Origin of the sequence: Sulfurisoma sediminicola (genome assembly GCF_003865015.1) — a bacterium.
Classification (GTDB): domain Bacteria; phylum Pseudomonadota; class Gammaproteobacteria; order Burkholderiales; family Rhodocyclaceae; genus Sulfurisoma; species Sulfurisoma sediminicola.
Genome location: NZ_BHVV01000002.1, coordinates 299,880 through 325,299 on the forward strand (window position 1 = coordinate 299,880; position 25,420 = coordinate 325,299).

Here is a 25,420-nt window from a genome sequence, read left to right on the forward strand (position 1 = left end):
GAATAGAATATGGCCCGCAATCTAGACGCCAAGTGCCGCCAGTGCCGCCGCGAGGGAGAGAAGCTCTTCCTCAAGGCCGAGAAATGTTTCACCGACAAGTGCTCGATCGAGCGCCGTGCCTACGCGCCCGGCCAGCATGGCCAGAAGTCCGGCCAGCGCCTTTCCGGCTATGGTCAGCAGCTGCGTGAAAAGCAGAAGATCCGCCGCATCTACGGCATCCTCGAACGCCAGTTCCGCAAGGGCTTCGCCGAAGCCGAGCGCAAGAAGGGTCAGACCGGCGAGAACCTGCTGCAGCTGCTCGAATCGCGCCTCGACGCCGTTGCCTATCGCATGGGCTTCGGCGGCTCGCGTGCCGAAGCGCGCCAGGTCGTGCGCCACAACGGCGTGCTGGTCAATGGCAAGCGCGTAAACATTCCGTCCTACAGCGTTCGCCCCGGCGACGTGATCCAGCTGACCGATGCCGCCAAGGCGCACCTGCGCACCAAGGCCGCCCTCGAGGCCGCCGATTCGCGCGGTTTCCCGGAGTGGATCGAGGTCAACGCCAAGGAAGCTCGTGGTGTGTTCAAGGCCCTGCCCGCGCGCGAGGAACTGTCCTCGTCGATGAACGAAGGCCTCGTGGTCGAACTGTACTCGCGCTAAACCGTAGTCCGACGCTTGGCGCGCAACGAACGAGTGGGCGCCGAGCGTTTTCTTTTTTGAAGGAATGCAGATGCAAAGCAATGCACTTCTGAAACCGCGCATCATCGATGTCCAGACGCTGTCACCGGTTCATGCCCGCGTCGTGATGGAGCCGTTCGAGCGCGGTTACGGCCACACGCTGGGCAACGCCCTGCGCCGCATCCTGCTGTCCTCGATGCCGGGCACGGCCCCGACCGAGGTTTCCATCGACGGCGTGTTGCACGAGTACTCCACGCTCGAAGGGGTGCGCGAGGACGTCGTCGACATCGTTCTCAACCTCAAGGGCGTCGTGCTGAAGATGCACAACCGCGCCGAGGCTACGCTGACGCTGTCGAAGAAGGGCAGCGGCACCGACACCAAGGTCACCGCGGCCGACATCGAGTCCACGCACGACATCGAGATCATCAATCCCGACCACATCATCGCCCACGTCGCTGCCGGCGGCAAGCTCGACATGCAGATCAAGGTCGAGAACGGCCGCGGCTACGTGCCGGCCAACGCCCGTCCCGTCGCCAAGGAAAACCGCGGTGTCGGCAACGTCATGATCGACGCTTCCTTCAGCCCGGTGCGGCGCGTCAGCTACCAGGTCGAGTCCGCCCGCGTCGAGCAGCGCACCGACCTCGACAAGCTGATCATCGACATCGAGACCAACGGCGCCATCGATCCGGAAGAGGCCATCCGCTACGCCGCGCGCGTGCTGATGGACCAGTTGTCCGTCTTCGCCGACCTCGAGGGCACCCCGCTGTCCGTCGAGGCGCCGAAGCAGACGTCCGTCGATCCGATCCTGCTGCGCCCGGTGGATGATCTCGAACTGACGGTGCGCTCGGCCAACTGCCTCAAGGCCGAAAACATCTACTACATCGGTGACCTGATCCAGCGCACCGAGACCGAGCTGCTGAAGACGCCGAACCTCGGCCGCAAGTCGCTCAACGAAATCAAGGAAGTGCTCGCTTCGCGCGGCCTCACGCTGGGCATGCGCCTCGAGAACTGGCCGCCCGCCGGCCTTGAGAAACTGGCCTAAGCAGCATCGGGTCGCAACAACACACGTTCAATAACCATTAACGGACCGTTTGCCCAGGCGGCGGCCCCACAAGAACGAGGAATACCAACATGCGTCATCGCAACGGACTTCGCAAACTCAACCGAACCTCGTCGCATCGCCAGGCGATGCTGCGCAACATGGCCAACGCCCTGCTGCGTCACGAGGCGATCAAGACCACCCTGCCCAAGGCCAAGGAACTGCGCCGCGTCGTCGAGCCGCTGATCACCCTCGGCAAGAAGCCCTCGCTGGCCAACCGCCGTCTGGCCTTCGACCGCCTGCGCGACCGCGAGATGGTCGTCAAGATCTTCGACGTCATGGGACCGCGCTACGCCAGCCGCAACGGCGGCTACCTGCGCATCCTCAAGATGGGCTTCCGCGTCGGCGACAACGCGCCGATGGCCTACGTCGAACTGCTCGACCGCCCGGAAGGCGCCGACGCGACCGAGGCGCCGACGGCCGAATAAGCCTTTCGTGCCCCATCAAAAAAGCCGGCTTTCGCCGGCTTTTTTGTTCTGGCGGCTCTGGTCACGCAGCCGTCACCGCCTCGGCCTCGGACTCAATGCCTTTCTCCTGCAGTTGCAAGGCCCACATCTGGGCGTAATAGCCGCCGCGTTCCAACAGGTCGCGATGTCTGCCGCGTTCGACGATGCGGCCGCCGTCGAGCACCAGGATCTCGTCGGCGTTCATCACCGTCGACAGGCGGTGGGCGATGATCAGCGTGGTGTGGCCGTGGGCCACCTGATCGAGCTCGCCCTGGATGGCCTTTTCCGTCTTGGAATCGAGTGCCGAGGTGGCCTCGTCGAAAATCAGGATCGGCGGGTTCTTCAGCAGCGCCCGGGCGATGGCGACGCGCTGCTTCTCGCCGCCGGACAGTTTGAGCCCGCGCTCGCCGACCTTCGTCTCGTAGCCGTCCGGCAGCCGCTCGATGAACTCGTGCAGGTGCGCGGCGCGGGCGGCCTCGATCACCTCGTCGCGGGCGGCCGTCGGCCGGCCGTACTGGATGTTGTAGAAGATCGTGTCGTTGAACAGCACCGTGTCCTGCGGCACGATGCCGATGGCCGCGCGCAGGCTCGCCTGCGTCAGGCTGCGGATGTCGCTGCCGTTGATGCGGATGCCGCCGGCCGAGATGTCGTAGAAGCGGTACAGCAGGCGCGCCAGCGTGCTCTTGCCCGAGCCGCTGTGGCCGACCACCGCCAGCGAGCGGCCGGCCGGTATGTCGAAGCCGACGTCGGCGAGGATGCGCCTTTTCGGTTCGTAGGCAAAGCCGACACCCTCGAAGCTGACCGCGCATGGCCCACGTTCCAACGGTCGCGCATCGGGCGCATCCTGCACCTCGCGGTGCTGGACCAGCAGGCCGAACAGGCGTTCGATGTCGGTCAGCGACTGGCGGATCTCGCGGTAGAGAATACCGAGGTGGTTGAGCGGCATGTAGAGCTGGATGAGGAAGGCGTTCACCAGCACGATGTCGCCCACCGTCATACTGCCATCGACCACGCCGACGGCGGCGCGCCACATCATCAGTGTCACGGCGACGGCGATGATCACGGCCTGGCCGAGGTTGAGGTAGGAGAGCGAGACCTGGGTGCGAATCTGCGCCGCCTCCCACTTCTGCAACTGCTCGTCGTAGCGCCGCGCCTCGAAGCCCTCGTTGTTGAAATACTTCACCGTCTCGTAGTTGATCAGGCTGTCGATGGCACGCACGTTTGCCGCCGAGTCGTGCTCGTTGGCCTCGCGGCGGATCTTGGTACGCCAGTTGGTCACCAGGATGGTGAAGGTGACGTAGACGGCCAGCGTCACGAAGGTGATCACCGCGAAGCTGACGTCGTAGCGGATGACGAGAATCGTCAACACCAGGCCGATCTCGAGCAGCGTCGGCAGGATGGAATAGATGGTGTAGCTGATGAGGCTGCCGACGGCGCGGGTACCGCGCTCGATGTCGCGGGTGAGGCCGCCGGTCTGGCGTTCAAGGTGGAAGCGCAGGCTGAGCGCGTGCAGGTGATCGAACACCTGCAGGGCGATGGTGCGCTGGGCCCGCTGGGTGACCTTGGCGAAAATGATCTCGCGCAGTTCGGTGAACAGCGCCGTCGAGAAACGCAGCGCGCCATAAGCGGCAAGCAGGCCCAGCGGTACCAGCAGCAGCGCCTGCTCGCGCGGCAGGGTAAAGCCGTCGATGATGCCCTTGAAGACGAGCGGAACCGTCACGTTGGCGACCTTGGCGGTGACCAGGCAGGCCAGCGCGAAGAGCACGCGCCACTTCCATTCGAGCAGATAGGGCAGCAGCGTCTTCAGGGTTTCCCAGTCGCGGCGCTGCGACGGTTCAGGACCCGGCAGGGCGATGGATGCGGGCATGCGTTTGGCCATGGCGAAATTTTATCAGCCGGAGCCCGACCACATCTCGAGCAGGGCCATGCCGGAAGGGAGTGGTGTAAGCTGCGCCCACCGTTTTCCGCTTCCTCCCGTGCCATGAGCGAACACCTCACGACCCTGCCCGATCTCCAGCCGGCCCTGCGCGTGATGCCGATGCCGAAAGATCTCAATGCCTTCGGCGACGTCTTCGGCGGCTGGGTCATGGCCCAGGTCGACATTGCCGGCGCCCTGCCGGCGATGCAGCGGGCGCGCGGCCGCATCGCCACCGTCGCCGTCAACTCGTTCAGCTTCAAGCAGCCGATCTCGGCAGGCGACGTCGTCAGCTTCTACGCCGAGGTGGTCAAGGTCGGCACCAGCTCGATCACGGTGGACGTCCAGGTCTATGCCGAGCGCCACCCCGAGAACCCGATCACCGTCAAGGTCACCGAGGCACGCCTGACCTACGTCGCCCTCGATGCCGGCGGCAACAAGCGGCCGGTCGATCCCGCCTGACCCAGGCGAAGTTGCCGATTCGTTTGCCAAGAATTGCTGAGTGTTCCAGCCGGGGCTTCGGCTATCATGCGCCGCGAACCACGTGAAGCCGGAGGGAAACCCATGACCACACGCAGAATCATCGCCACAGCCGCCGCTCCCGCCGCCATCGGCACCTACTCGCAGGCGGTACAGGCCGGCAACACCATCTACATGTCGGGCCAGATCGGCCTCGACCCGGCGACCATGACCATGGTCGAGGGCATCGACGCCCAGATCGTCCGCGTCTTCGAGAACCTCAAGGCCGTGGCCGAGGCGGCCGGCGCCTCGCTGAACGACGCCGTCAAGTTCAACATCTACCTGACCGACCTCGCCAACTTCGCCAGGGTCAACGAGACCATGGCGAAGTACGTCGCCCAGCCCTATCCGGCCCGTGCCGCGGTCGGCGTCAAGGAACTGCCGCGCGGCGCGCTGGTCGAGGCCGACGCCGTTCTCGTGGTTGGCTGACAAGCCTGCGATCCCCGGCGCCGGCTCCGCCGTCGCCGAAAAGCTCGAACGCCTGGGGCTGCGGCGCGAGGCCGATCTCGTCTTCCACCTGCCGCTGCGCTACGAGGACGAAACGCGGCTGACCACGATCCGCGATGCACTGCCCGGCGTTCCGGCGCAGTTCGAGGTCGAGGTGATCTCCTGCGAGGTCGCCTACCGGCCGCGCCGCCAGCTCGTCGCCAAGGTGCGCGATGATAGCGGGATGCTGGTACTGCGCTTCCTCAACTTCTATCCGAGCCAGCAGAAGGCGCTGCAGGCCGGCGCGCGGCTGCGCGTGTTCGGCGAGGTGCGCGGCGGCTTCTTCGGCAGCGAGATCATCCACCCGCGCTTCCATGCCGTCCATGAAAGCGAGCCCCTGCCGCAGGGCCTGACGCCGGTTTATCCGACCACTGCCGGCCTCGGCCAGGCGACGTTGCGCAAGCTCATCGACCGGGCGCTCGAGCATGTGCCCCTCGACGACACTCTGCCCGAGGACCTGCGCCGCCGCCTCACCCTGCCCGAACTCGCCGCCAGCGTCCGTACGCTGCATCACCCGCCCCCCGATATTTCGCTCGAGCAGCTCGAGACGCGCGGCCATCCGGCCTGGCGCCGCGTCGCCTTCGACGAACTGCTGGCGCAGCAACTCTCGTTGCGCCGCGCCCATGCCTTGCGTCGCCAGCGCGGTGCGCCGGTGCTCGCGCCCGGCGGCAGGCTCTGCGACGCCTTGCTCGCACAACTGCCGTTTCGCCTCACCGGCGCCCAGCAACGCGTCTGGCGGGAGATCGCTGCCGACATCGAAGCACCGCACCCGATGCAGCGGCTGTTGCAGGGCGACGTCGGCAGCGGCAAGACGGTAATCGCGGCGCTGGCGATGCTGCGCGCCGTCGATAACGGCTACCAGGCCGCGCTGATGGCGCCGACCGAGATCCTCGCCGAGCAGCACTACCGCAAGCTTAGCCAATGGCTGCAGCCGCTCGGCCTCGAGGTCGCCTGGCTCTCGGGCAGCCAGAAGAAGCGCGAGCGCAGCGCCTGGCTGGAAAAAGTCGGCGCCGGCGACACGGCGTTGGTGGTCGGCACCCATGCGCTGATCGAGGAGGGCGTCGAATTCGCCAACCTCGGCCTGGCCATCGTCGACGAGCAGCACCGCTTCGGCGTCAAGCAGCGTCTCGCCCTCAAGCGCAAGGGCATGGGCGCCGATGCGCGCCGGGCCGCCCCAAGCGCATCGAGCCCCCCCGTGGGGGGCAGCGAGCCGACTTTGCGAGCGTGGGGGGCCAATACGGTGCCGCACCAGCTCACCATGTCGGCGACGCCGATTCCGCGCACCCTGGCGATGAGCTACTACGCCGACCTCGACGTCTCGGTGATCGACGAGCTGCCGCCCGGCCGCACGCCAGTCCTGACCAAGTTGGTGTCGGACACGCGCCGCGAGGAGGTGATCGCGCGTGTGCGCGACGCCTGCGCGGCTGGTCGGCAGGCCTACTGGGTCTGCCCGCTGATCGAAGAGTCCGAGGCGCTGCAGCTGAAGACCGCGCAGGAGACCTTCGAACACCTGACCGCCGAGTTGCCCGGGCTGCGCATCGGACTCGTTCATGGCCGGCTCAAGGCCGAGGAGAAGGCGGCGGTGATGGCGGCCTTCGTCGCCAACGAAGTGCAGTTGCTGGTGGCCACCACGGTGATCGAGGTCGGCGTCGACGTGCCCAACGCGACGCTGATGGTGATCGAGCACGCCGAGCGCTTCGGCCTGGCGCAACTGCACCAGCTGCGCGGCCGCGTCGGCCGCGGCAGCTTTGATTCGGCCTGCATCCTGCTTTACGCCCAGCCGTTGGGCGAGACGGCCCGCGCCCGCCTCAAGATCATTTTCGAGAACAGCGACGGCTTCGAGATCTCACGGCAGGACCTGCATTTGCGCGGCCCCGGCGAGTTCATCGGCGCGCGCCAGAGCGGTCTGCCCATGCTGCGCTACGCCGATCTGGAGGACAGCGCGCTGGTCGAGCAGGCACGCACCGCCGCAGAGGAACTGCTGCGCGGCGATCCGGTGATCGTGCGAAGCCACCTCGAGCGCTGGCTCGGCGGGCGCGGTGACTTGCTCGGCGCCTAGTAAAATTCGCGCCATGCAAGTCTGGCTACCCCGTCCCGCCGTGCGCGGCCCCCTGCGTCGCTGGCTGACGGCACGCGGCTCGCTGTCGGAGCGCCTGCGCTCCGCTTGCGCGGCGGGCTTCCGCGTGCAGCGTCTGCATCAGGGCCTGGCCCCGGCCTGGCCCGACGAGCGGCGGGCGCTGCGCCTGGCCGCCGGCGAACGGACGCTGGTGCGCGAAGTGCTGCTCTATTGCGGCGAGACGCCGGTGGTGTTCGCCCGCAGCCTCGCTGCCGCGCGCCACCTCGACGGCCCCTGGCGCGCCCTGCGCGGTCTCGGTTCGCGACCGCTGGCGAACATGCTCTTCGCCGATCCGCGCATCGCGCGCGGTGCGCTCGAGTTCTGTCACCTCGACGCACGCCAGCCGCTGCGGCGCCGCGCGTCGCTGGCCGTGCCGGGCCTGCCCCAGGCATTGTGGGCACGCCGCTCGGTGTTCTGCCGCGAGCGCGCCCCCCTGCTGGTGAGCGAAGTCTTCCTGCCCGCGGTGCTGACGCCGTGAACCTCGCCGCACTCAAGGAACGTCTCGATCTCTACGAGAAGCTGATGCGGCTCGACAAGCCCATCGGCATCCTGCTGCTGCTGTGGCCGACGCTGTGGGCGCTGTGGATCGCCAGTGAAGGCCGCCCGCATTGGCTGCTGGTCTGGATCTTCGTCCTCGGCACGGTGCTGATGCGCTCGGCCGGATGCGTCATCAACGACTACGCCGACCGCGACTTCGACCTGCATGTCGAACGCACGAAGGAACGGCCGCTGGCCGCGCGCAAGGTCAGCACGCGCGAGGCGCTGATGCTCGCTGCCGTGCTGGTGATCTGTGCTGCCGTGCTGATCCTGCCCCTGTCGAAACGGGTGTGGCTGCTCGCGGCGGTGGCGCTGTTCCTCGCCGCGAGCTACCCCTTCACCAAGCGCTTCTTCGCCATTCCCCAGGCCTACCTCGGCGTGGCTTTCGGCTTCGGCATCCCGATGGCCTTCGCTGCGTTGCTGGACGAGGTTCCGCCCCTTGGCTGGATTCTGCTGCTGGCCAACGTCTTCTGGGCGGTCGCCTACGACACGGAGTACGCCATGGTCGACCGCGACGACGACGTCCGCATCGGCATCCGCACCTCGGCGCTGACCTTCGGCCGCTTCGACGTCGCCGCGGTGATGCTCTGCTACGCGGCGACGCTGGCCATTCTCGGCTGGGTGGGCTGGGAGCTGCGCTACGGCGCCTGGTATTTCGGCGGCCTCTTCGTTGCGGCGGCGATCGCCGGCTATCACTACACCCTGATCCGCGGGCGCGAGCGGATGAAGTGCTTCAAGGCCTTCCTCCACAACAACTGGCTCGGCGCCGCGGTGTTCGCCGGCCTCGTTGCCGAGCTGAACCTCAGGCGCTGGCTGGCCTGAAGCGGGCGTAGAGGATCTGGTAAGTCAGGCTCGGCTGCGGCCCCAGTGCGCGCAGCACCCGGCGCAGCTGTCCGGCCGACAGCGGGCGGTGGCCGGGAGCCGGCGTCGCGGCGCCGATCGCGCGCAGTCGGCGCGGCAAATCCAGCGCGGCGTCGGCGCGCTCGACGAACAGCTCCTCGTCCAGGGCGAGGCGTCCGGCGGGAAAGGACGCGCGCAGCGTCGCCGCGTCGACGAAGGGCTGGGTGCCGGAGCGCAGGCCGAGTGCCGCGTGGGCCGCGCGCCATTCCTTGAAGCTTTCCGCGCCGAGCGTGCTCAGCGCCAGCAGCCCGCCGGGTGCGAGCAGGGCGGCGAGCCGCGCCAGCGTTTGCGGCAGGTCGCGGAACCATTGCGCGGTGAGGTTGGCGCAGACGAGGTCGAACCCGCCGCCGACCGCGGGCCGCTCGCCGTCCATGACGAAGTAGTGGCAGTGCGGCAGGCGGGCGCGGCAGGCCGCGACCATCGGCGCGGCGATGTCGCTGCAGAAGAAGTTATGCGTAGCGGTATCCCCGGGGACGGCGCCGGCGAGGCGGCGTTGCAGCTCGGCGGTGAGGTGGCCGGTGCCGCAGCCGAGCTCGAGCACCCGCGGCGCGGCGGGCAGGGACTCGGCGGCGATCAGCTCGGCCAGCCGCGCGGCGGCATGGCGCTGCGGCGCCGAGTGTGCATCGTAGCTCGCGGCGGCGCGGCCGAAGCTCTGGGCGATCCGCGTCACGCCGTCGCTACCCGCTCGATCCATGCGGCGCAGAGCGCGGGCGCCGCCAGCGGCAGCACGTGGCCGGCGACATCGGCGAATTCCAGGTGTTCCGCCGGCAGGCAGGCCAGCGCGGCGCGGCTCATGCCGGCGGGGACGATGGGATCGTTGCTGCCGGCGAGCGCCCGGATCTCGCCCGCGCGGTCGCGCAGGACGCCGCGGCCGTCCCACTCGGCGAGCCACTCGAGGCCGGCCGCGAGCCGCGAGGCATCGAAACCGGCCGGCGCGGGCGCCGCTCCGCAGAAGGCGCGGAATTCGGCCAGTACCTCGGCCGGCTGTTGCGCGAAGCTCTTGCGCATGCGCGCGAGCACGCGCGGCGCGACCGCCGGTGCATAGTCCGCGGCCTCGGTGAAGCGCGGAAAGCCGTTGATCAGCAGCAGGCGGGACCAGGGGATGGGCGACTGCGCCAGCCACCAGCAGGCCCCGAGCGAATGGCCGACGGCGATCACCGTCTCGCCATCGCCGACTTTCGGCTGCCGCGGCGCGCCGAAGAAGCCGAAGTCCAGGGTCTCGACGCGGTGCGCGGAAGAAAGACGCGCGCGCACCTCGTTCCAGACGCCGTGATCGAAGCCCCAGCCGTGGGCGAGGACGATGGTCGCCATCAGAGCGTGGCGACGGCCGCCAGCACGCGCTCGAACTGCGCGTCGCTCAAGGCCGCCGAGAGCGCGAAGCGCAGGCGCGCGCTGCCGGCCGGCACCGTCGGCGGGCGGATGGCGACGGCCAGCACGCCCGCCTCCTCGAGCCGCCGCGCCGCCGCCAGGGCTGCCTCCTCGCTGCCGATCACGGCAGGCACGATCTGGGTGGACGAGGCCAGGGTGTCGATGCCGCGCGCATGCAGGGCGGCGCGCAAGGCGTCGGCCATCGTCGCCAGCCGCGCGCGCTCCACCTCCATGTCCGGCACCAGGTCGAGTGCCGCATCGAGCGCGCCGAACGCGGCCGGCTGAGGCGCAGTGCTGTAGATGAAGCCGGCACAGCGGTTGATCAGCCAGTCGATGAGCGCACGCGAGCCTGCGACGTAGGCGCCGGCGCCGCCCAGGGCCTTGCCCAGCGTGCCCATGACGACGGGCACCTTGCCCGGCGCGAGCATCGCCAGGCCGCGACCCGCCGGGCCGAGCACGCCGGTGGCGTGGGCCTCGTCGAGGTAGAGGATGGCGTCGTGGCGCTCGGCCAAGGCGGCGAGGGCGGGCACGTCGGCGCGGTCGCCGTCCATGCTGAACACCGATTCGGTGACGATGAACCGAAGTTCGCCGCGATGGACGTTCAGCAGTTCCTCGAGGTGCGCGAGGTCGTTGTGGCGGTAGCGGATCTGGCGCAGTCCCCGGCAGCCGGCGTGCAGGCTGGCGTGGTTAAGGCGGTCGGTGAACACCAGCGGCCTGTGAGTCCCCGCGCCCAGCTCGAACAGCGCCGGCAGTACCGAGCTGTTGAGCTGGAAGCCGCTGGCAAAGACCAGGGCCGCCTCGGCACCCTTGAAGGCGGCGAGGCGCGCCTCGAGTTCGAGCACCTCGCGCGAAGTGCCGGTGACCAGCCGCGAGGCGCGCGAGCCGGCGCCGTGGCGGCGCGTCCACGCGCAGGCGCGCTCGACGAGCAGCGGATGGCGCGAGAGGCCGAGGTAGTCGTTGGAGGAGACGTCGATCAGCAGCGGATCCGGCACGCGGAAAACCCGGCGCTGGCGGGACGCCGCCAGCGCCGCCAGGCGCGCATGGATCAGGTGGTCGAGATCAGCCATGCCCGCGTGACGATTGCGACCACTCCGTGACCACTTCGCGCACGGCGGCGGTGAGCGTGGCCAGATCCTCGCGCTCGATGGTGAACGCCGGTGCGAGGTAGACGACGTCGCCGAAGGGCCGCACCCAGACCCCGCGCGTAACAAATGCCGGGCGCAGGGCCGAGGCCTGGTTCGTCGCCAGCTGTACCACGCCGATCGCGCCCTTGACGCGGACGTCGACCACACCGGGCAATGCGCGGCAGGGTTCGAGCTCGGCGGCAAGCTGCGCCGCGATCGCGGCGACCTGCTGCAGCCGCGGTTCGCGTTCGAACAGGTCGAGCGAGGCATTGGCCGCGGCGCAGGCCAGCGGGTTGCCCATGAAGGTCGGGCCGTGCATGAAGGCGTCGTCGAAGCGATCGGAGCGAAAGGCGTCGAACACGCGCGTGCCGGCCACGGTGGCGGCCAGCGGCAGCGTGCCGCCGGTCAGCGCCTTGGACAGGCAGATGATGTCGGGCACGACGGCCGCTTCCGCGCAGGCGACCATGCGTCCCGTGCGGCCGAAGCCGGTCATGATCTCGTCGGCGATCAGCAGCAGGCCGTGGCGGTCGCAGGCAGCGCGGATGAAGGCGAGCGTCTCGGCGTCGTGGAAGCGCATGCCGCCGGCCCCCTGCACCAGGGGCTCGACGATGACGGCCGCGACCTCGTGGCACTGGGCGGCGAGCACACGCTCGAATTCGGCGCGCTCGACCGCCGTGCGCGGCAATTCGGCGAAGCGCTGCACCGTGCGATAGGCGGCGAGGGCGTCATGAAAGCCGCTGGCGGGGTCGGTGACCGACAGCGCGCCCAGGGTGTCGCCGTGATAGCCGTGGCGGAAGGCGATGAAGGCATGGCGTTCCTCGCCGCGGTTCTTCCAGAACTGCACCGCCATCTTCAGGGCGATTTCGACGGCGACCGATCCGGACTCGGAGAAGAAGGCATGTTCGAGATCGCCCGGCAGCAGTGTCGCCAGCCGCGCGGCCAGCGTGTAGCCCGGCTCGTGGGCGAGGCCGGCGAACATCACGTGGGGCAGCTTGTCGAGCTGCGCGGCGACGGCGGCCCGGATGTGCGGGTGGCCGTAGCCGTGGCAGGCGGTCCACCACGAGGCGATGCCGTCAATCAGGCCGCGGCCGTCGGCCAGTTCGATGCGTACCCCCGTGGCGCCGACGACGGGCAGCGGCAGCGGCGCGGTCGCCATCTGCGCATAGGGCAGCCAGACGTGGTCGAGGGAGAGCCAGGAAGGCGCGGCAGGGGGCATGGAGGGAGCCGCTAGAATGGGGGCGATGAAACGCGCACATTTTATCACCGCGACCGGCACCGACCTCGGCAAGACCTGGCTGACTGCCGGCGTGGCGGGCGTCTGCGCGGCGCGCGGCGTCGCAGTGCGTGCGCTCAAGCCGGTGATGAGCGGCTACGATGAAGCGAGTCCCGCATCGAGCGATGCGGGCGTGCTGCTCGACGGTAGCGGCACGGCGGCGGAGGTCGCCAGGATCTCCCCTTGGCGCTTCGCCGCGCCTCTGTCGCCCGACCGCGCGGCCGCGCTCGAGGGCCGCGCCATCGACTTCGCCGAACTAGTCGGCTGGTGCCGCGGCGAAATCGAGCGCAACGAGGGGCTGCTGCTGATCGAGGGCATCGGCGGCGTGATGGTGCCGCTCGACGAACGCCACACAGTGCGCGATCTCGTCGCCGCGCTCGGCATTCCGGCGCTGCTGGTCGCCGGCACTTATCTCGGTTCCCTGTCGCACACCCTCACGGCGCTGGCGGCGCTGCGCGAGGTCGGCATCGTGCCGGCGGCGGTCGTGCTCAACGAATCCGCCGGCAGCACGGTCAGCGTCGAGGATGCGGCCGCTTCGCTCGAGCCGCATCTCGGCGCCGTTCGTCTTATCATCGTGCGACGCGACGATGCGGCCGGCCTCGAAGGGCTCGCCGATTTCCTGACAAAGGACCTGAAATGAAATACCGCGACCTGCGCGACTTCGTCGCACAACTCGAAGCCATCGGCGAACTCAAGCGCGTCGCCGTCGAGGTCGATCCGCACCTCGAGATGACCGAGATCTGCGACCGCGTGCTGCGCGCCGGCGGCCCGGCCATCCTGTTCGAGAAGCCCAAGGGCGGCACGATGCCGGTGCTGGCCAACCTCTTCGGCACGCCGCGCCGCGTTGCGTTGGGCATGGGCGAGGAATCGACCGAAGCCCTGCGCGAGGTCGGCAAGCTGCTGGCCTACCTCAAGGAGCCCGAGCCGCCGCGCGGCCTCAAGGACGCCTGGGAAAAGCTGCCGGTGCTGAAGCAGGTGCTCAACATGGCGCCCAAAATCGTTTCGTCCGCGCCCTGCCAGGAGACGGTGTGGGAAGGAAAGGACGTCGACCTGTCGCGCCTGCCGATCCAGACCTGCTGGCCCGGCGACGCCGGGCCGCTGATCACCTGGGGCCTGGTGGTGACGCGCGGCCCGCACAAGCCGCGGCAGAACCTCGGCATCTACCGCCAGCAGGTGATCGGCCCCAACAAGGTGATCATGCGCTGGCTCGCCCATCGCGGCGGCGCGCTGGACTTCCGCGACCACTGCCAGCAGAACCCCGGCCAGCCCTTCCCCGTCGCCGTGGTGATCGGCGCCGACCCGGCGACCATCCTCGGCGCCGTGACGCCCGTGCCCGATTCGCTCTCCGAGTACCAGTTCGCCGGCCTGCTGCGCGGCGCCAAGACCGAGCTGGTGAAGTGCCTCGGCTCCGACCTGCAGGTGCCCGCCACCGCCGAGATCGTGCTCGAAGGTTTCATCGCGCCGAACGAAACCGCCCCCGAAGGCCCGTTCGGCGACCACACCGGCTACTACAACGAGGTCGCCGAGTTCCCGGTGTTCACCGTCGAGCGCATCACGCTGCGGCGCGATCCGATCTACCACAGCACCTATACCGGCAAGCCGCCCGACGAGCCGGCGATGCTCGGCGTCGCGCTCAACGAAGTCTTCGTGCCGCTGCTGCAGAAGCAGTTTCCCGAGATCACCGATTTCTACCTGCCGCCCGAGGGTTGCTCCTACCGCCTGGCCGTGGTGAGCATGAAGAAGCAGTACCCCGGCCACGCCAAGCGCGTGATGTTCGGCATCTGGAGCTTCCTGCGCCAGTTCATGTACACCAAGCTCATCATCGTCACCGACGACGACGTCGACATCCGCGACTGGAAGGAAGTGATCTGGGCGCTGACCACGCGCGTCGACGCGGCGCGCGACACGCTCATCGCCGAGAACACGCCGATCGACTACCTCGACTTCGCCTCGCCGGTCGCCGGCCTGGGCAGCAAGATGGGCATCGACGCCACCAACAAGTGGCCGGGCGAGACGAACCGCGAGTGGGGCCGCCCCATCGTCATGGACGCGGACGTGAAGCGGCGCGTCGATGAACTGTGGGGCAAGCTCGGCTTGTAGCGGCGGTGCCGGTGGCGCCGTCCCGCTAGCGCCGACTTTTCTCGATCAGCCAAGTCGTAGTGCGGGCGGTTTAGCGCCTGAAGAAACAGTCGCCCAGGTACGCAGCTACGTCCGGTCCTCGGCCATTGCAGCCGGTTGGTCGCCAAGCCCCATGAGGCCGATGATTGCACCCAAGCCGGCTTATGATGTTTTCAAACCCTTTGGCCTCTTACCGTTCACAAAGCTGTCACCCAGAAAAAGCACAGCAATCGGGAAGAATTAAGACAGGGCAAGAAATCGGTAGATGCCATTAACCACGAATTTGCGCCGGATTTCGGACAGGGAGTCCATCAGTGGTGCTCTTCTACCTTGGGCCGTTCAGCCCCAGCGTCATGCGTACCAGCTGGGGTACGCCTTCAGCCTTGAGCTTCGCCATCAGCCTCGCTTTATGTACCTCAACTGTCCGCGCGCTAATGCCCAGTTCCACGGCAATGTCGCGGTTGTGCTTCCCGGCCACAACCAGTTCCATTACCTCGCGCTCCCTCGGTGTCAGTTCGGCCATTTGTGCGGCGACGCGCTCGCTCTGCTTCTTTTCCTGGAGGCTGGCATCCTGATACGCATAGGCCTCTTCAATGGCCTTCAGCAGGCGCGTTTCGTCCAAAGGCTTTTCGAGGAAGTCCACAGCCTCTGCACGAAAAGCCTCGCGGGCTGACGACACATCGCCATGGCCGGTGATGATCACCGCCGGAATGCCACAGCCAATGTCGCGCAACTTCTGCTGCAGTTCCAGCCCATTCATGCCGGGCATGCGGATATCGATAAGCAGGCAGCCGTGCCAGTCGGGCTGATAGGCATTGAGAAAACTGGCCGCATCCGCAAAAAAGGCTGTGCGATAGCCACGCAAACCCAGCAACAGGCCGAGTGCATCGCGCACCGAGGCGTCGTCATCGATGATGAAGACGGTGTTATCCATGTATAGATTCCCTCATGGGATCGATGGGTAAGGCAAGTATGAAGCAACCGTGGCCACCGGCCTCGGCAACCAATGTTCCGCCATGCGCTTCGGCGATGGCGCGGCTGATCGCCAAGCCTAGCCCCAGGCCGCTGGACTTGGTCGAGACAAACGGCTCGAAGGCAGCATCGGATAGCGCGGCCGTCAGTCCGGGGCCGGTGTCTTCTATGCGGATATGAAGCTGATCCCCACCGGTGAGCGTCGATGACAGCGTGACACGCCGCCCCCCTTCGGGATTGCCGGCAACCGCATCGAACGCATTGGCGAGCAGGTTTCTGAGGACGACCTCTATCTGCAGCCGGTCGGCATGAAGCACCAATTCCGGGACAATGCTTGCGGTCAGCTCGACACCTAGGGACGGGGCCTTGGCACGAAATGGCTGGAGGACCGTCTCCATCAGTTCACTGAGCGGAATGCGTTCCAGCTGGGTCGTGCCTGTCCGAAAGAAGTCCCTGAGACGGCGAACGACCTCGGCCGCGCGCCCTGCTTCGCTGACCATGCGGCTGATGACATCGCGCAACTGTTCACTGCCCCCATCACGTTGCATGATTTGTTCGCTAGCCGAGCCATAAGCCGTCAGCGCAGTCAAAGGCTGATTGAGTTCATGGGCAATCGCGGCTGCCATTTCTCCGGCCGCCGCAAGTCGTAAAGTCTGGCGCAACTCGGATGCAGCACGTCGCTGCTCGTCGACGGCGACGCCAATCAGGAAGCCGACTCCAGCCAACAGGAGGGAACGCATTTGGAGTTCGAATACCGTGATCCCGAGTGATCCCCAGACCCAGCCGGCCAGGAGCATGCCCAACTGCAAGAAGGACGCGCAGAAGACGGCCCCCAGCAGCCCTTGGCGTGATGCTGCCCAGACCAGGGGCAGAAAGAGCACGTAGACGTAGCGGTTCTGCACAGGATCGCTGGGCACAAAAACCAACCAGAGAGAGGCCAGCGCCAGCAACGCATAGCCAGCTGTCTCCCAGCGGATGATTACCGTTCGAAAGATCGATCTTCGCTGCGCATCCAGGAGCCACCACAGCAGTGGAAGTGTGACGAAGATTCCGACGCCGTCGCCGACCCAGAATCGCAGCACAGCGTTACTCCACTCCTCAGTCGGCATCAGACCAAACGCCGCAAGGCCCGATACGAACACCAGGCTGTTCGCCAGTGATCCGAGCACGACGATGGTGACCCAACGCACAAGGCTCGGACGGTCGACAAACATGCCACCTTCCGGAATATGGCGCTTGAGCATCAGCCCGATGCCGACATAGCCCATGGTTAACAGGGCATCGAGCACGACAACTTCCAGAATCGAAGCCGCGAGATCCCGCACCACCAGATCGCTCACCAGGAGAGCAACAAAAAGCGTGATTGCGCCGCCGGCACCACCGCGCAGCAAATAGAGGAGGCCGAGCGCCGGTGCCGGATTCCATGGTGTGATGTTGAGGCGGTGCAGTGGATCGATGAAGCTGGCCCAGTCGAGTGTCACGTAGGCCGCACAAAACGCGACCGCCCATGCCCAACGTAGCCAGCCGGGTTCTCCCCGGACCTGTGGCGGATTCCTGTCCAACAACGCTCCCCGTATCGTGCTTCGCTTCGTGATTGATCGTAACCGGAGAACAGATTAGGGGGTTCACCAGAACCCGTAAAGGGTGCCGTTCCACACGAATCAGCTGTAAGGGTTGCCCTTACGTTGCCTCCCCAATATCTAAGCACGGCCGGATTTCTTAAGATTCGGTAACTCAAAAAAGACCATGGTCACGCCGCGTCGTGCCCCCGGATCCGCTACCCGCTACCGCCGTCGTTCTGACCCCTATACGTTCGGGAATATTGAAATGATCACCGCTCTCGTCATCGTTTTCGTCATCGCGTACTCGGCCATCGCTGTGGAGCATCCGATCAAGATCAACAAGTCAGCGTCGGCCTTGGTAGGCGCCGGGCTGTTGTGGACCATCTATGCCTTGTCGATGAACGATGCGCAGGCCGTCAGTGGGCAACTCAGCGAGTCGCTGATGGGAACCGCGCAGATCGTGTTTTTTCTGATGGGTGCCATGACCATCGTCGAGGTCGTCGATGCTCACAATGGCTTTGAAGTCATCACCCGGCGCATCCGCACATCCCAGCTGGCCACTCTCATGTGGCTGGTGGGTTTCGTCACATTTTTCCTGAGTGCCGTTCTTGACAACCTGACCACGACCATCGTCATGATCTCCTTGGTACGCAAGCTGCTGGCCAAGCACGATGATCGTCTCTTCTTCGCCGGCATCATCGTAATCGCCGCCAACTCTGGAGGCGCCTGGTCGCCGATCGGCGACGTGACGACCACCATGCTGTGGATTGGCGGCCAGATCACCACCCTGGCCATCATCAAGTCGGTGTTCCTGCCGTCCATGGCAAGCATGATCGTGCCTTTGGGTATCACGGCCTATGCACTGCGCGGGCGCACAGTCGAGGCGCCACCGCTCAAGGAAAGTGACCATGGCCTGCACACCACCGAGTTCGAACGGAATCTCATGTTCTCCATGGGGATCGGCATCCTGGTCGCTGTGCCGGCCTTCAAGACTGTGACTCATTTGCCCCCGTTCATGGGCATCCTGTTTGGCTTGGGCATCCTTTGGCTGGTCGGCGATCTGGTACATCGACACAAGGAGGATGAAACCAAGCAGCATCTCACCCTGGTCCATGCCCTGAGCAGGATCGACATGAGCTCGATTGTGTTCTTCATCGGCATCCTGCTCGCGGTCGCCACACTGGAGCACACACACATCCTGACCGCCCTGGCCCGCTGGCTCGATCAGGCCGTGGGGAGGCAGGACATCATCGTCCTCATCATCGGGATCGTCAGTGCAATTGTCGACAACGTCCCGTTGGTGGCCGCTTCCATGGGCATGTATAGCCTAACGCAGTTCCCGGCCGATCACTTCCTGTGGGAGTTCCTCGCCTACTGCGCCGGCACCGGTGGCTCCATTCTCATCATCGGTTCCGCCGCCGGTGTGGCTGCGATGGGCTTGGAGAAGATCCACTTCTTCTGGTACGTCAAGAAAATGAGCGGTCTGGCACTGGTCGGGTATTTCGCCGGTGCCGGGGTCTATCTCGTGCAGTACCAGTTAATGCACTGATTGGCATGCCCAAACTGAAGACGATAAATGCCACGAGAACAATGCTCAGGCGCAGCTTCTGGACCTGGGCGATCCCGCGTCTTGTCGAACTGCCACCGTCCAGCTGGGACAGCGCGATACGCAATGCCCGGCAGATTGATTTCGATGGGGTCGAGCGGATCGGCATCATTTCCGGCGTTGCCTTTGTCGCCTACCTGCTGCGTGTCAGTCCGGAGCAGGCCGCTTCGATGACCTTGCCCATGATCTATTTCGTCCAGTTCGTTGAAGCAGTGCCTCTGCTCTTTCTGATAGTCGGCCCGGTATTTCTGCGACGGTCGCGTCGTGGCATTGACCTGGCAATAGAAGGCCATCGGGGACGGGCGGTGCAGCGCCCAGACCTTCAATCCGGGAACAAGTAAGTCAGCCAGGAGCGTCCGATGAAAAATGTACTCATGGCCCTCGTCAGGTCCCCATGACTAACTATCTATCCAGATGACGACCAGTACCGAAAGACTCTTGATCCCGATTGGCAGGAATCTTCGCTCGGGAGGAGCTATCCACTACGCGCTGCGCCGACACGCCATGGGCAGGCCCGTCGAAGTCTGCCTGCTGCATGTCAAGGAATCCCCTGGGCACTGGGAACTTCTCTTCAATCTTGGCCACAGTGAAGCGCATTTCGAGAAGCAGGCTGAGGTTGCGATGACGAAGGCGGCTTTGCCACTGATACAGCAAAAGATTCCCTATGCCGCCTATTTGCGGTCGGGTGCGGTGGTGTTCTCGATTCTGGATGCAGCTGAAGAACTCGACTGCCGGGAGATCGTCGTGCCGATGCCCCGCACCGGATGGAGAAGACTTTTTTCACGTGAGGTGATCAAGACACTACTGGCGCGACAGAGATTCGCGACCGTGATCACGGTCACCGGGGATGGACTGCCGATGAGACCACCGAAGCTGACGTGATACCCACACCCCGACCATCAAGGACATTGGGCGCGACGACAAGGCGAAGGTACTTTGGGAGAGACAAAATGCAGGGACAGGGAATGCAATGGATAGCATCTGTGGCAACCATCATTTTCGGATTGATGGGTATCTGGCGCGGCTGGCAAATGCGCTACCGGAATCGGCTCGACTTGATCTCGGATTGGGATAACCGCCCCTTGCCCAACCCTTCCGCCTATACCGAGTCCTTCGGTCGGATCTATATCTGGATTGGTAGTGCGCTTGTGGGAATGCCACTAATACTTTGGCTGGGCTTGCCAATTCTCATTTGGGCTGGGATTGTCGCCATCATCGTCTGGTACTGGTTCTATGCAATCGATGCGATTACGCATCGCGCACGTTCGGCAAAGCAATGAACGTCTCGGCGCTGCATGCGCCAACAGAACATCCCAGTAGCAAGACTGATGCGACTGGAAGAGTGGATCCGCCAAATTCACCGTTGGAACTTGTGCAACATTTCTTGATCTCCAGAGGAGGAGAGTTTGGGGCGGCATTGGAAGCATCCTTTCCTGTGCCGCCCATTTTTTCTCTCAGGGATTCCTGCTCGCCAGTGGCGCGCAGGGGCAAAGCTGAGAGCAAGTCATCGTAACAAGGGCATCGACTGTGATGCCCTCCAATTCAAAGGAACTGTCCTATGCGACTTTCCCTGCGCTTCGTTCTCCCGCTGATGCTTGTCTTGGCGGGAATTGCCTATTCGATTTCACCACTGGTCGATCAGATGACCTTGCGCTGGTTCGTACGCGATCTCGATATACGTTCATCCCTGATCGCCAACACTATTCAGGAGCCTTTGCAGGAACAGCTGGCGGCCGGTAAGAAGGCAAAGATCGGTGAGTTTTTCACTCGTATCACCCAGGACGAGCGGCTTTACGCGGTCGGCTACTGTGCTTCACCCCAAGTCAAGGCAGTGGCTAGCCGCTCACTTCCCGAAGAAATAGGCTGTGCCGACCTGGGGCGCTGGGAATTGCCTGGCGATCACCTGCTTGCCAGTGCCCAGGGACCACTACATGTTGCAGTCAAGGCCATGACGAGTGAAGCCGCGCCAGCCGGCAAGCTTGTTCTTATCCATGACATGAGTTTCGTCACGCGGCGTAGCGAAGAGACCAAACGCTACGTCTTCTACCTCTTCATGGGACTGGCGGTGGTCGTATCGTTGATCACGGTCATCATCGCCCAGTTGTCGTGGCGTGGCTGGATGGCCGGTATGCGATCCCTGCTTCGCGGGGAGGGACTGCTGCGCCAGCCGGCGGCAGGATCACAGCCGGCCCTGCCGGAATTCAAGCCCATTGCCCGTGATCTGCAACTGCTGATCCGCGAACTGGAGGCAGAGACACGCGCACGCGACGAAAGCCAGATCACCTGGACGCCGGAAGCGCTGCGCGCGATTCTCCATGGTGAACTCCGCGGCGAGGATGTTATCGTGGTATCCAATCGTGAGCCCTACATTCACCAGCGGCGGGGCGACCACATCGATGTTCAACGACCGGCGAGCGGTTTGGTCACCGCTCTCGAGCCCATCATGCGCGCCTGCTCCGGCACGTGGATAGCCCACGGGAGCGGATCCGCCGATCGCGAGGTTGTCGACAAGCATGACCGCATCGCCGTCCCGCCGGAGACCCCCGCGTACAAGATCCGCCGCGTGTGGCTCACTCCCGAAGAGGAAGCCGGGTACTACTATGGGTTTTCCAACGAAGGGCTCTGGCCGCTCTGCCATATCGCCCATGTCCGTCCGATATTCCGATCGGGCGACTGGGCACAGTATGTCGCCGTCAACCGCAAGTTCGCCAAGGCCGTCGTGAGCGAGTCAAAGACGAAAGATCCCATCGTCCTCGTCCAGGACTATCACTTCGCCTTGCTGCCCAAGATGATTCGCGAGGAGCTACCGGAAGCCACGGTCATCACCTTCTGGCACATCCCCTGGCCCAATCCAGAGTCCTTCGCCATCTGCCCGTGGGGAGAAGAGGTGATCGCTGGAATGTTGGGCAGCAGCATCCTCGGATTTCACACGCAATTCCACTGCAACAACTTCGTCGATACCGTCGACCGCCTGCTGGAGGCGAGGGTCGACCGCGAATCATTCAACGTGTCCTATGGCGGAAAGCTGACGGCAGTCCGCCGTTATCCGATCTCGATTGCCTGGCCACCCGAACATGAAATGGTGCAAAAGGAGGTACCGACCTGCCGGGCCGATATACGCCAGAAAGAGGGCTTGCCAGCGGAACACAAGTGTGGAATCGGGGTGGACCGCCTCGACTACACCAAGGGTATCGTGGAGCGTTTTCATGCCATCGAACGATTGCTGGAACTGAATCCGGAATGGGTCGGTCGCTTCACCTTTATCCAGATTGCCGCGCCGACGCGCTCAGGCATCGATGAGTACCAGCACCATGAGGCGCAGGTGCGGGCGATGGCAACGCGCATCAACGGCCGCTTCGAGCGCCGGGGCCCGCCGCCCATTGTTCTAAAGGTCGAACACCACGAGCCAAGCGAAGTCTATGAGTATTTCCGCGCGGCCGATTTTTGCTTCGTCAGCAGCCTCCACGATGGCATGAATCTGGTCGCCAAGGAATTCGTAGCGGCACGCGATGACGAGCGCGGCGTCCTCATCCTCTCTCAATTCACCGGCGCTGCACGGGAATTGCCCGAGGCCTTGATCGTCAACCCCTACGACGCCGACCAGTGTGCCGCCGCATTGCACATGGCGCTGACCATGCCGGATACCGAACAGCGGGACCGCATGCGACTGATGCGCGGATTGGTTGCCGAATTCAACGTCTTCCGCTGGGCCGGCCGCATGCTGCTCGACGCTGCCGCCATGCGACGACGCAATCGATTGGTGGGTTCGGGCGGTGCCAGGACGGCATGACCATGGGCCGCGCTGCCACCCCACCATCGCCATCGCCGGATTGGGCCTTTTTCCTCGATGTCGATGGCACTCTGCTGGAGATCGCCGAGACACCTGCCGATGTGAAGGTCGACACCTGCCTGCTCGATCTGATTGCGCAACTGTACCGTCGCAGTACCGGAGCGGTGGCGCTGGTCAGCGGCCGCTCGCTGACCGACCTTGACGCGTTGCTTGGCTTGCCACGCCTTCCCATGGCGGGGCAGCATGGCCTCGAGCGCCGTGATATGGCCGGACGCCTGTGGATACACGCCGCGCCACCGGCAGCAAAGTGCGCGATCAAGGAGGCGCTGGCACCGGCGCTTGTCCGACATCCGGAATTGTTGCTGGAGGACAAGGGACTGACACTCGCACTTCACTACCGGCTGGCACCGCACCTGGCAGGCTATGCACATCGCTTGATGACCCGACTCGTATCAACGACCGGCGAAGGACTCGAATTGCAGCGAGGGAAGCGCGTGGTCGAAGTAAAACCCGCGGGCATCGACAAGGGCACAGCCATCGCCGAATACATGCGTGAGCCACCCTTCCTGGGGCGTACTCCCGTATTCATCGGTGACGACCTCAACGATGAGCACGGATTCTCCGAGGTTAACCGACTCGACGGAATATCGATCAAAGTGGGAAATGCTGCGAGTTGCGCCCGCTTCCGTCTGCCCAACGTCGCAGCAGTCAGGAGTTGGCTGGCGACTGCCATGAAAGGATGGGAATGCAGAACCTAGACTTGGCGTTGATCGGCAACTGTACGGTGGGCGCGCTTGTCGATGCGCGGGCCAGCATCGTCTGGGGCTGTTTCCCCCGGTTTGATGGCGATCCGGTCTTCTGTTCGCTCCTCCGCGAGTCGGAAGATTTTGGCTTTTCCGCTGTGGACCTCGCGGATTGCGAACGTACCGAACAACACTATCTCGAGAACACGGCAATCCTGGTCACGCGTCTATATGACTGCCATGGCGGCGTGGTGGAGGTCACCGATTTTGCTCCCCGTTTTGGCCAGTACGGCCGCATGTTCCGTCCAACGATGCTGGTCCGGCGCATCCGGCGGCTGTCCGGCAGCCCCCGCCTGACGCTGCGCCTGCGCCCCGCCAGCAGTAACGGCGCATCGCGCCCGGACGTAACTTGGGGCAGCAATCACATTCGCTACGTTGCCCCCGGACTCACGCTGCGCCTGACGACCGACGCCTCGCTGACGGCAATCATGCAGGAAACGGCATTCTTTCTTGAGGATACGGTGACTCTGCTGCTGGGTGCCGACGAGACCGTGCACGAAGCCGCTGGCGAGGTGGGGCGCCGCTTCCTCGAGGAGACATCGCAATATTGGCACGAGTGGGTGCGTTTCCTCGGCATACCATTCGAATGGCAGCAGGCGGTCATCCGCGCGGCCATTACGCTCAAGCTCAACGCCTACGACGACACTGGCGCCATTATCGCGGCCATGACCACCTCCATACCGGAGGCAGCAGGCAGCGGCCGCAACTGGGACTATCGCTACTGCTGGCTGCGTGATGGCTATTTCGTGGTGAACGCCCTAAACCGTCTGGGCGCGACCCGCACCATGGAACGCTATCTCGGCTACATCATCAACATTGCCGCCAATTCCGCTGGCGGTTCGCTACAGCCGGTCTACGGCATCGACGGTCGGGCGGAGCTCGACGAGCGTGAGGTGCCATCGCTGAGCGGTTATCGCGGCATGGGGCCGGTACGCATCGGCAACCAGGCCTATCGCCAGATCCAGCATGATGTCTATGGTTCGGCCATTCTTGCTGCGACCCATGTGTTCTTCGACCAGCGCCTGACCCGGCGTGGCGACGAAGCCCTGTTCAGACGGCTCGAGCTCTTGGGCGAGCAAGCCCGACGCTGCTACGACCAGCCGGATGCCGGGCTTTGGGAACTGCGCGGCAGCGCCCGCGTGCATACCTTTTCGGCCGTCATGTGCTGGGCCGCGTGCGATCGCCTTGGGCGAATCGCCGGCCAGTTGGGACTGGAGGAGCGCGCCACATATTGGGTCAGCTGCGCTCGCCAAATGAGCGAGATGATCATCCGACGCGCCTGGAGCGCATCACGCGGCTCATTCGTATCGACCTTCGAAGGCGAAACGATGGATGCAAGCCTGCTCCTGCTGGCCGAGGTCGGTTTCCTCGATGCCGCCGATCCGCGCTTTGCGGCAACGGTCAGCGCTGTCGAGAAGGACCTGCGCCATGGCGACTTCATATTTCGCTATGTGGAAAAGGACGATTTCGGCGAACCGGAAAACGCCTTCCTCGTCTGCACCTTCTGGTATGTCAATGCGCTGGCTGCACTGGATCGTCGCGAAGAAGCGCGTGAATTGTTCGAGAAGCTGCTGGCCTGTCGTAATCGTCACGGACTGCTGGCGGAACACATCGATCCCCGTGGTGGAGAGCAGTGGGGGAACTTCGTGCAGACCTACAGCATGGTCGGGCTGATCAACGCCGCCATACGGCTCTCGATCCGCTGGGACCAAGCCTTCTGACAATCTCAAGAGGAAACGAGAATGCGCCTGACCGTACTGATTGCCTCCCTGCTCGCCATACTCGTGGCGCTGTTCGCCGTTCAGAACAGCGTAACTACGACGGTGGCCTTCCTGACATGGCGCTTCGAAAGCTCATTGGCGGTAGTGTTGGTCACAACCTTCGCTCTTGGTGTCGCGTGCATGGCATTGATCGGCACGCCGGCCAGTTTGCGGCAGCGCTGGGACCGCCGACAACAGCGAATCGAGATCGAGCGCCTGCAGGCCGAAATTCGCGATCTGCGCTCACGTCTCGAATTGGAGAAGACGACAGCATCCTCGGGGAGATTGATCGATGTCGACGAGTCGCCGTCCAAGATTGAATCCAAGGATTTGCCATAAGGCTGCGGTCGATCGATAGAGAACCTCACC

25 protein-coding genes are annotated in these 25,420 nt (G+C 64.8%); 18 read left to right on the plus strand and 7 right to left on the minus strand.

All coding sequences use genetic code 11. From position 1 onward, the window contains the following. Positions 1 to 9 precede the first annotated feature (9 nt). From rpsD to rplQ, 3 genes are all read left to right on the plus strand, one after another. Positions 10 to 639, plus strand: a complete 630-nt coding sequence (gene rpsD / locus EJE94_RS05540; protein ID WP_121240450.1) for a 30S ribosomal protein S4 — start codon at positions 10 to 12, stop codon at positions 637 to 639. 70 nt (positions 640 to 709) lie between these two features. Beyond that, complete coding sequence (locus EJE94_RS05545) at positions 710 to 1,699, plus strand: DNA-directed RNA polymerase subunit alpha (protein ID WP_121240662.1); 990 nt, start codon at positions 710 to 712, stop codon at positions 1,697 to 1,699. Between the two features lie 89 nt (positions 1,700 to 1,788). Continuing rightward, the gene (gene rplQ, locus EJE94_RS05550; RefSeq protein WP_121240451.1) at positions 1,789 to 2,184 is read left to right on the plus strand and encodes a 50S ribosomal protein L17; all 396 of its coding nucleotides are present in this window, start codon (positions 1,789 to 1,791) and stop codon (positions 2,182 to 2,184) included. A 61-nt stretch (positions 2,185 to 2,245) separates the two neighbouring features. On the opposite strand, the gene EJE94_RS05555 is transcribed toward rplQ, so the two are convergent. Continuing rightward, positions 2,246 to 4,081 carry an ABCB family ABC transporter ATP-binding protein/permease gene (locus EJE94_RS05555; protein WP_243642532.1) on the minus strand — a complete coding sequence of 612 codons (1,836 nt, stop codon included), beginning with the start codon at positions 4,079 to 4,081 and terminating at the stop codon, positions 2,246 to 2,248. Between the two features lie 102 nt (positions 4,082 to 4,183). Between EJE94_RS05555 and EJE94_RS05560 the strand changes: the two genes are divergently transcribed. The 5 genes from EJE94_RS05560 (at position 4,184) to ubiA (ending at position 8,597) form a co-directional block, all read left to right on the plus strand. Then, positions 4,184 to 4,579 carry an acyl-CoA thioesterase gene (locus EJE94_RS05560; RefSeq protein WP_121240452.1) on the plus strand — a complete coding sequence of 132 codons (396 nt, stop codon included), beginning with the start codon at positions 4,184 to 4,186 and terminating at the stop codon, positions 4,577 to 4,579. A gap of 102 nt (positions 4,580 to 4,681) precedes the next feature. Further along, positions 4,682 to 5,065 (plus strand): Rid family detoxifying hydrolase, encoded by a 384-nt coding sequence (locus EJE94_RS05565; protein WP_121240453.1) that lies wholly within the window; start codon positions 4,682 to 4,684, stop codon positions 5,063 to 5,065. 10 nt (positions 5,066 to 5,075) lie between these two features. Continuing rightward, on the plus strand, positions 5,076 to 7,181 hold the full coding sequence (gene recG, locus EJE94_RS05570) for an ATP-dependent DNA helicase RecG (RefSeq protein WP_207855784.1): 2,106 nt from the start codon (positions 5,076 to 5,078) through the stop codon (positions 7,179 to 7,181). Between the two features lie 13 nt (positions 7,182 to 7,194). Beyond that, on the plus strand, positions 7,195 to 7,716 hold the full coding sequence (locus tag EJE94_RS05575) for a chorismate--pyruvate lyase family protein (RefSeq protein WP_121240455.1): 522 nt from the start codon (positions 7,195 to 7,197) through the stop codon (positions 7,714 to 7,716). Beyond that, positions 7,713 to 8,597, plus strand: a complete 885-nt coding sequence (ubiA, locus tag EJE94_RS05580) for a 4-hydroxybenzoate octaprenyltransferase (RefSeq protein WP_121240456.1) — start codon at positions 7,713 to 7,715, stop codon at positions 8,595 to 8,597. Before EJE94_RS05575 ends, ubiA begins: the two co-directional genes overlap by 4 nt. On the opposite strand, the gene EJE94_RS05585 is transcribed toward ubiA, so the two are convergent. The 4 genes from EJE94_RS05585 to EJE94_RS05600 are packed head-to-tail and all read right to left on the minus strand — an operon-like array spanning position 8,578 to position 12,383. Next, positions 8,578 to 9,345, minus strand: a complete 768-nt coding sequence (locus EJE94_RS05585) for a methyltransferase domain-containing protein (RefSeq protein ID WP_165904763.1) — start codon at positions 9,343 to 9,345, stop codon at positions 8,578 to 8,580. The genes ubiA and EJE94_RS05585 overlap by 20 nt on opposite strands. Then, positions 9,342 to 9,986: an alpha/beta fold hydrolase gene (locus tag EJE94_RS05590; protein WP_121240458.1), complete on the minus strand. Its 645-nt coding sequence runs from the start codon at positions 9,984 to 9,986 to the stop codon at positions 9,342 to 9,344. Before EJE94_RS05590 ends, EJE94_RS05585 begins: the two co-directional genes overlap by 4 nt. Beyond that, positions 9,986 to 11,110 carry an aminotransferase class I/II-fold pyridoxal phosphate-dependent enzyme gene (locus tag EJE94_RS05595; RefSeq protein ID WP_121240459.1) on the minus strand — a complete coding sequence of 375 codons (1,125 nt, stop codon included), beginning with the start codon at positions 11,108 to 11,110 and terminating at the stop codon, positions 9,986 to 9,988. Before EJE94_RS05595 ends, EJE94_RS05590 begins: the two co-directional genes overlap by 1 nt. After that, the gene (locus EJE94_RS05600; RefSeq protein WP_121240460.1) at positions 11,103 to 12,383 is read right to left on the minus strand and encodes an adenosylmethionine--8-amino-7-oxononanoate transaminase; all 1,281 of its coding nucleotides are present in this window, start codon (positions 12,381 to 12,383) and stop codon (positions 11,103 to 11,105) included. Before EJE94_RS05600 ends, EJE94_RS05595 begins: the two co-directional genes overlap by 8 nt. Before the next feature lie 25 nt (positions 12,384 to 12,408). On the opposite strand from EJE94_RS05600, the gene bioD reads away from it, so the two are divergent. Next, entirely contained in the window at positions 12,409 to 13,080 is a 672-nt protein-coding gene (gene bioD / locus EJE94_RS05605; protein ID WP_165904764.1) for a dethiobiotin synthase, read from the plus strand. Beyond that, entirely contained in the window at positions 13,077 to 14,540 is a 1,464-nt protein-coding gene (gene ubiD, locus EJE94_RS05610) for a 4-hydroxy-3-polyprenylbenzoate decarboxylase (RefSeq protein WP_121240462.1), read from the plus strand. The genes bioD and ubiD overlap by 4 nt, the downstream gene beginning before the upstream one ends. Before the next feature lie 343 nt (positions 14,541 to 14,883). Here ubiD and EJE94_RS05615 read toward each other — a convergent pair whose 3' ends face one another. Beyond that, on the minus strand, positions 14,884 to 15,492 hold the full coding sequence (locus EJE94_RS05615; RefSeq protein ID WP_121240463.1) for a response regulator transcription factor: 609 nt from the start codon (positions 15,490 to 15,492) through the stop codon (positions 14,884 to 14,886). Next, the gene (locus EJE94_RS05620) at positions 15,485 to 17,011 is read right to left on the minus strand and encodes a sensor histidine kinase (RefSeq protein ID WP_121240464.1); all 1,527 of its coding nucleotides are present in this window, start codon (positions 17,009 to 17,011) and stop codon (positions 15,485 to 15,487) included. The genes EJE94_RS05615 and EJE94_RS05620 overlap by 8 nt, the downstream gene beginning before the upstream one ends. Positions 17,012 to 17,357: 346 nt before the next feature. Here EJE94_RS05620 and nhaD point away from each other — a divergent pair, with 346 nt between their 5' ends. From nhaD to EJE94_RS05660, 8 genes are all read left to right on the plus strand, one after another. Beyond that, the gene (gene nhaD, locus EJE94_RS05625) at positions 17,358 to 18,641 is read left to right on the plus strand and encodes a sodium:proton antiporter NhaD (protein ID WP_121240465.1); all 1,284 of its coding nucleotides are present in this window, start codon (positions 17,358 to 17,360) and stop codon (positions 18,639 to 18,641) included. Positions 18,642 to 18,646: 5 nt separating this feature from the next. Next, a complete protein-coding gene (locus tag EJE94_RS05630) occupies positions 18,647 to 19,039 on the plus strand; it encodes a hypothetical protein (RefSeq protein ID WP_121240466.1) in 393 nt (130 codons plus the stop codon). A 73-nt stretch (positions 19,040 to 19,112) separates the two neighbouring features. Beyond that, a complete protein-coding gene (locus tag EJE94_RS05635; protein WP_121240467.1) occupies positions 19,113 to 19,580 on the plus strand; it encodes a universal stress protein in 468 nt (155 codons plus the stop codon). 101 nt (positions 19,581 to 19,681) lie between these two features. Further along, entirely contained in the window at positions 19,682 to 19,978 is a 297-nt protein-coding gene (locus EJE94_RS05640; RefSeq protein WP_124962400.1) for a hypothetical protein, read from the plus strand. Between the two features lie 278 nt (positions 19,979 to 20,256). Next, the gene (locus EJE94_RS05645) at positions 20,257 to 22,488 is read left to right on the plus strand and encodes an alpha,alpha-trehalose-phosphate synthase (UDP-forming) (protein WP_121240469.1); all 2,232 of its coding nucleotides are present in this window, start codon (positions 20,257 to 20,259) and stop codon (positions 22,486 to 22,488) included. A gap of 2 nt (positions 22,489 to 22,490) precedes the next feature. Beyond that, complete coding sequence (otsB, locus tag EJE94_RS05650) at positions 22,491 to 23,246, plus strand: trehalose-phosphatase (RefSeq protein ID WP_121240666.1); 756 nt, start codon at positions 22,491 to 22,493, stop codon at positions 23,244 to 23,246. After that, positions 23,234 to 25,012, plus strand: coding sequence for a glycoside hydrolase family 15 protein (locus EJE94_RS05655; RefSeq protein ID WP_121240470.1), 1,779 nt, complete (start codon positions 23,234 to 23,236; stop codon positions 25,010 to 25,012). The genes otsB and EJE94_RS05655 overlap by 13 nt, the downstream gene beginning before the upstream one ends. Positions 25,013 to 25,033: 21 nt before the next feature. Next, a complete protein-coding gene (locus EJE94_RS05660; protein ID WP_121240471.1) occupies positions 25,034 to 25,390 on the plus strand; it encodes a LapA family protein in 357 nt (118 codons plus the stop codon). Positions 25,391 to 25,420 lie beyond the last annotated feature (30 nt).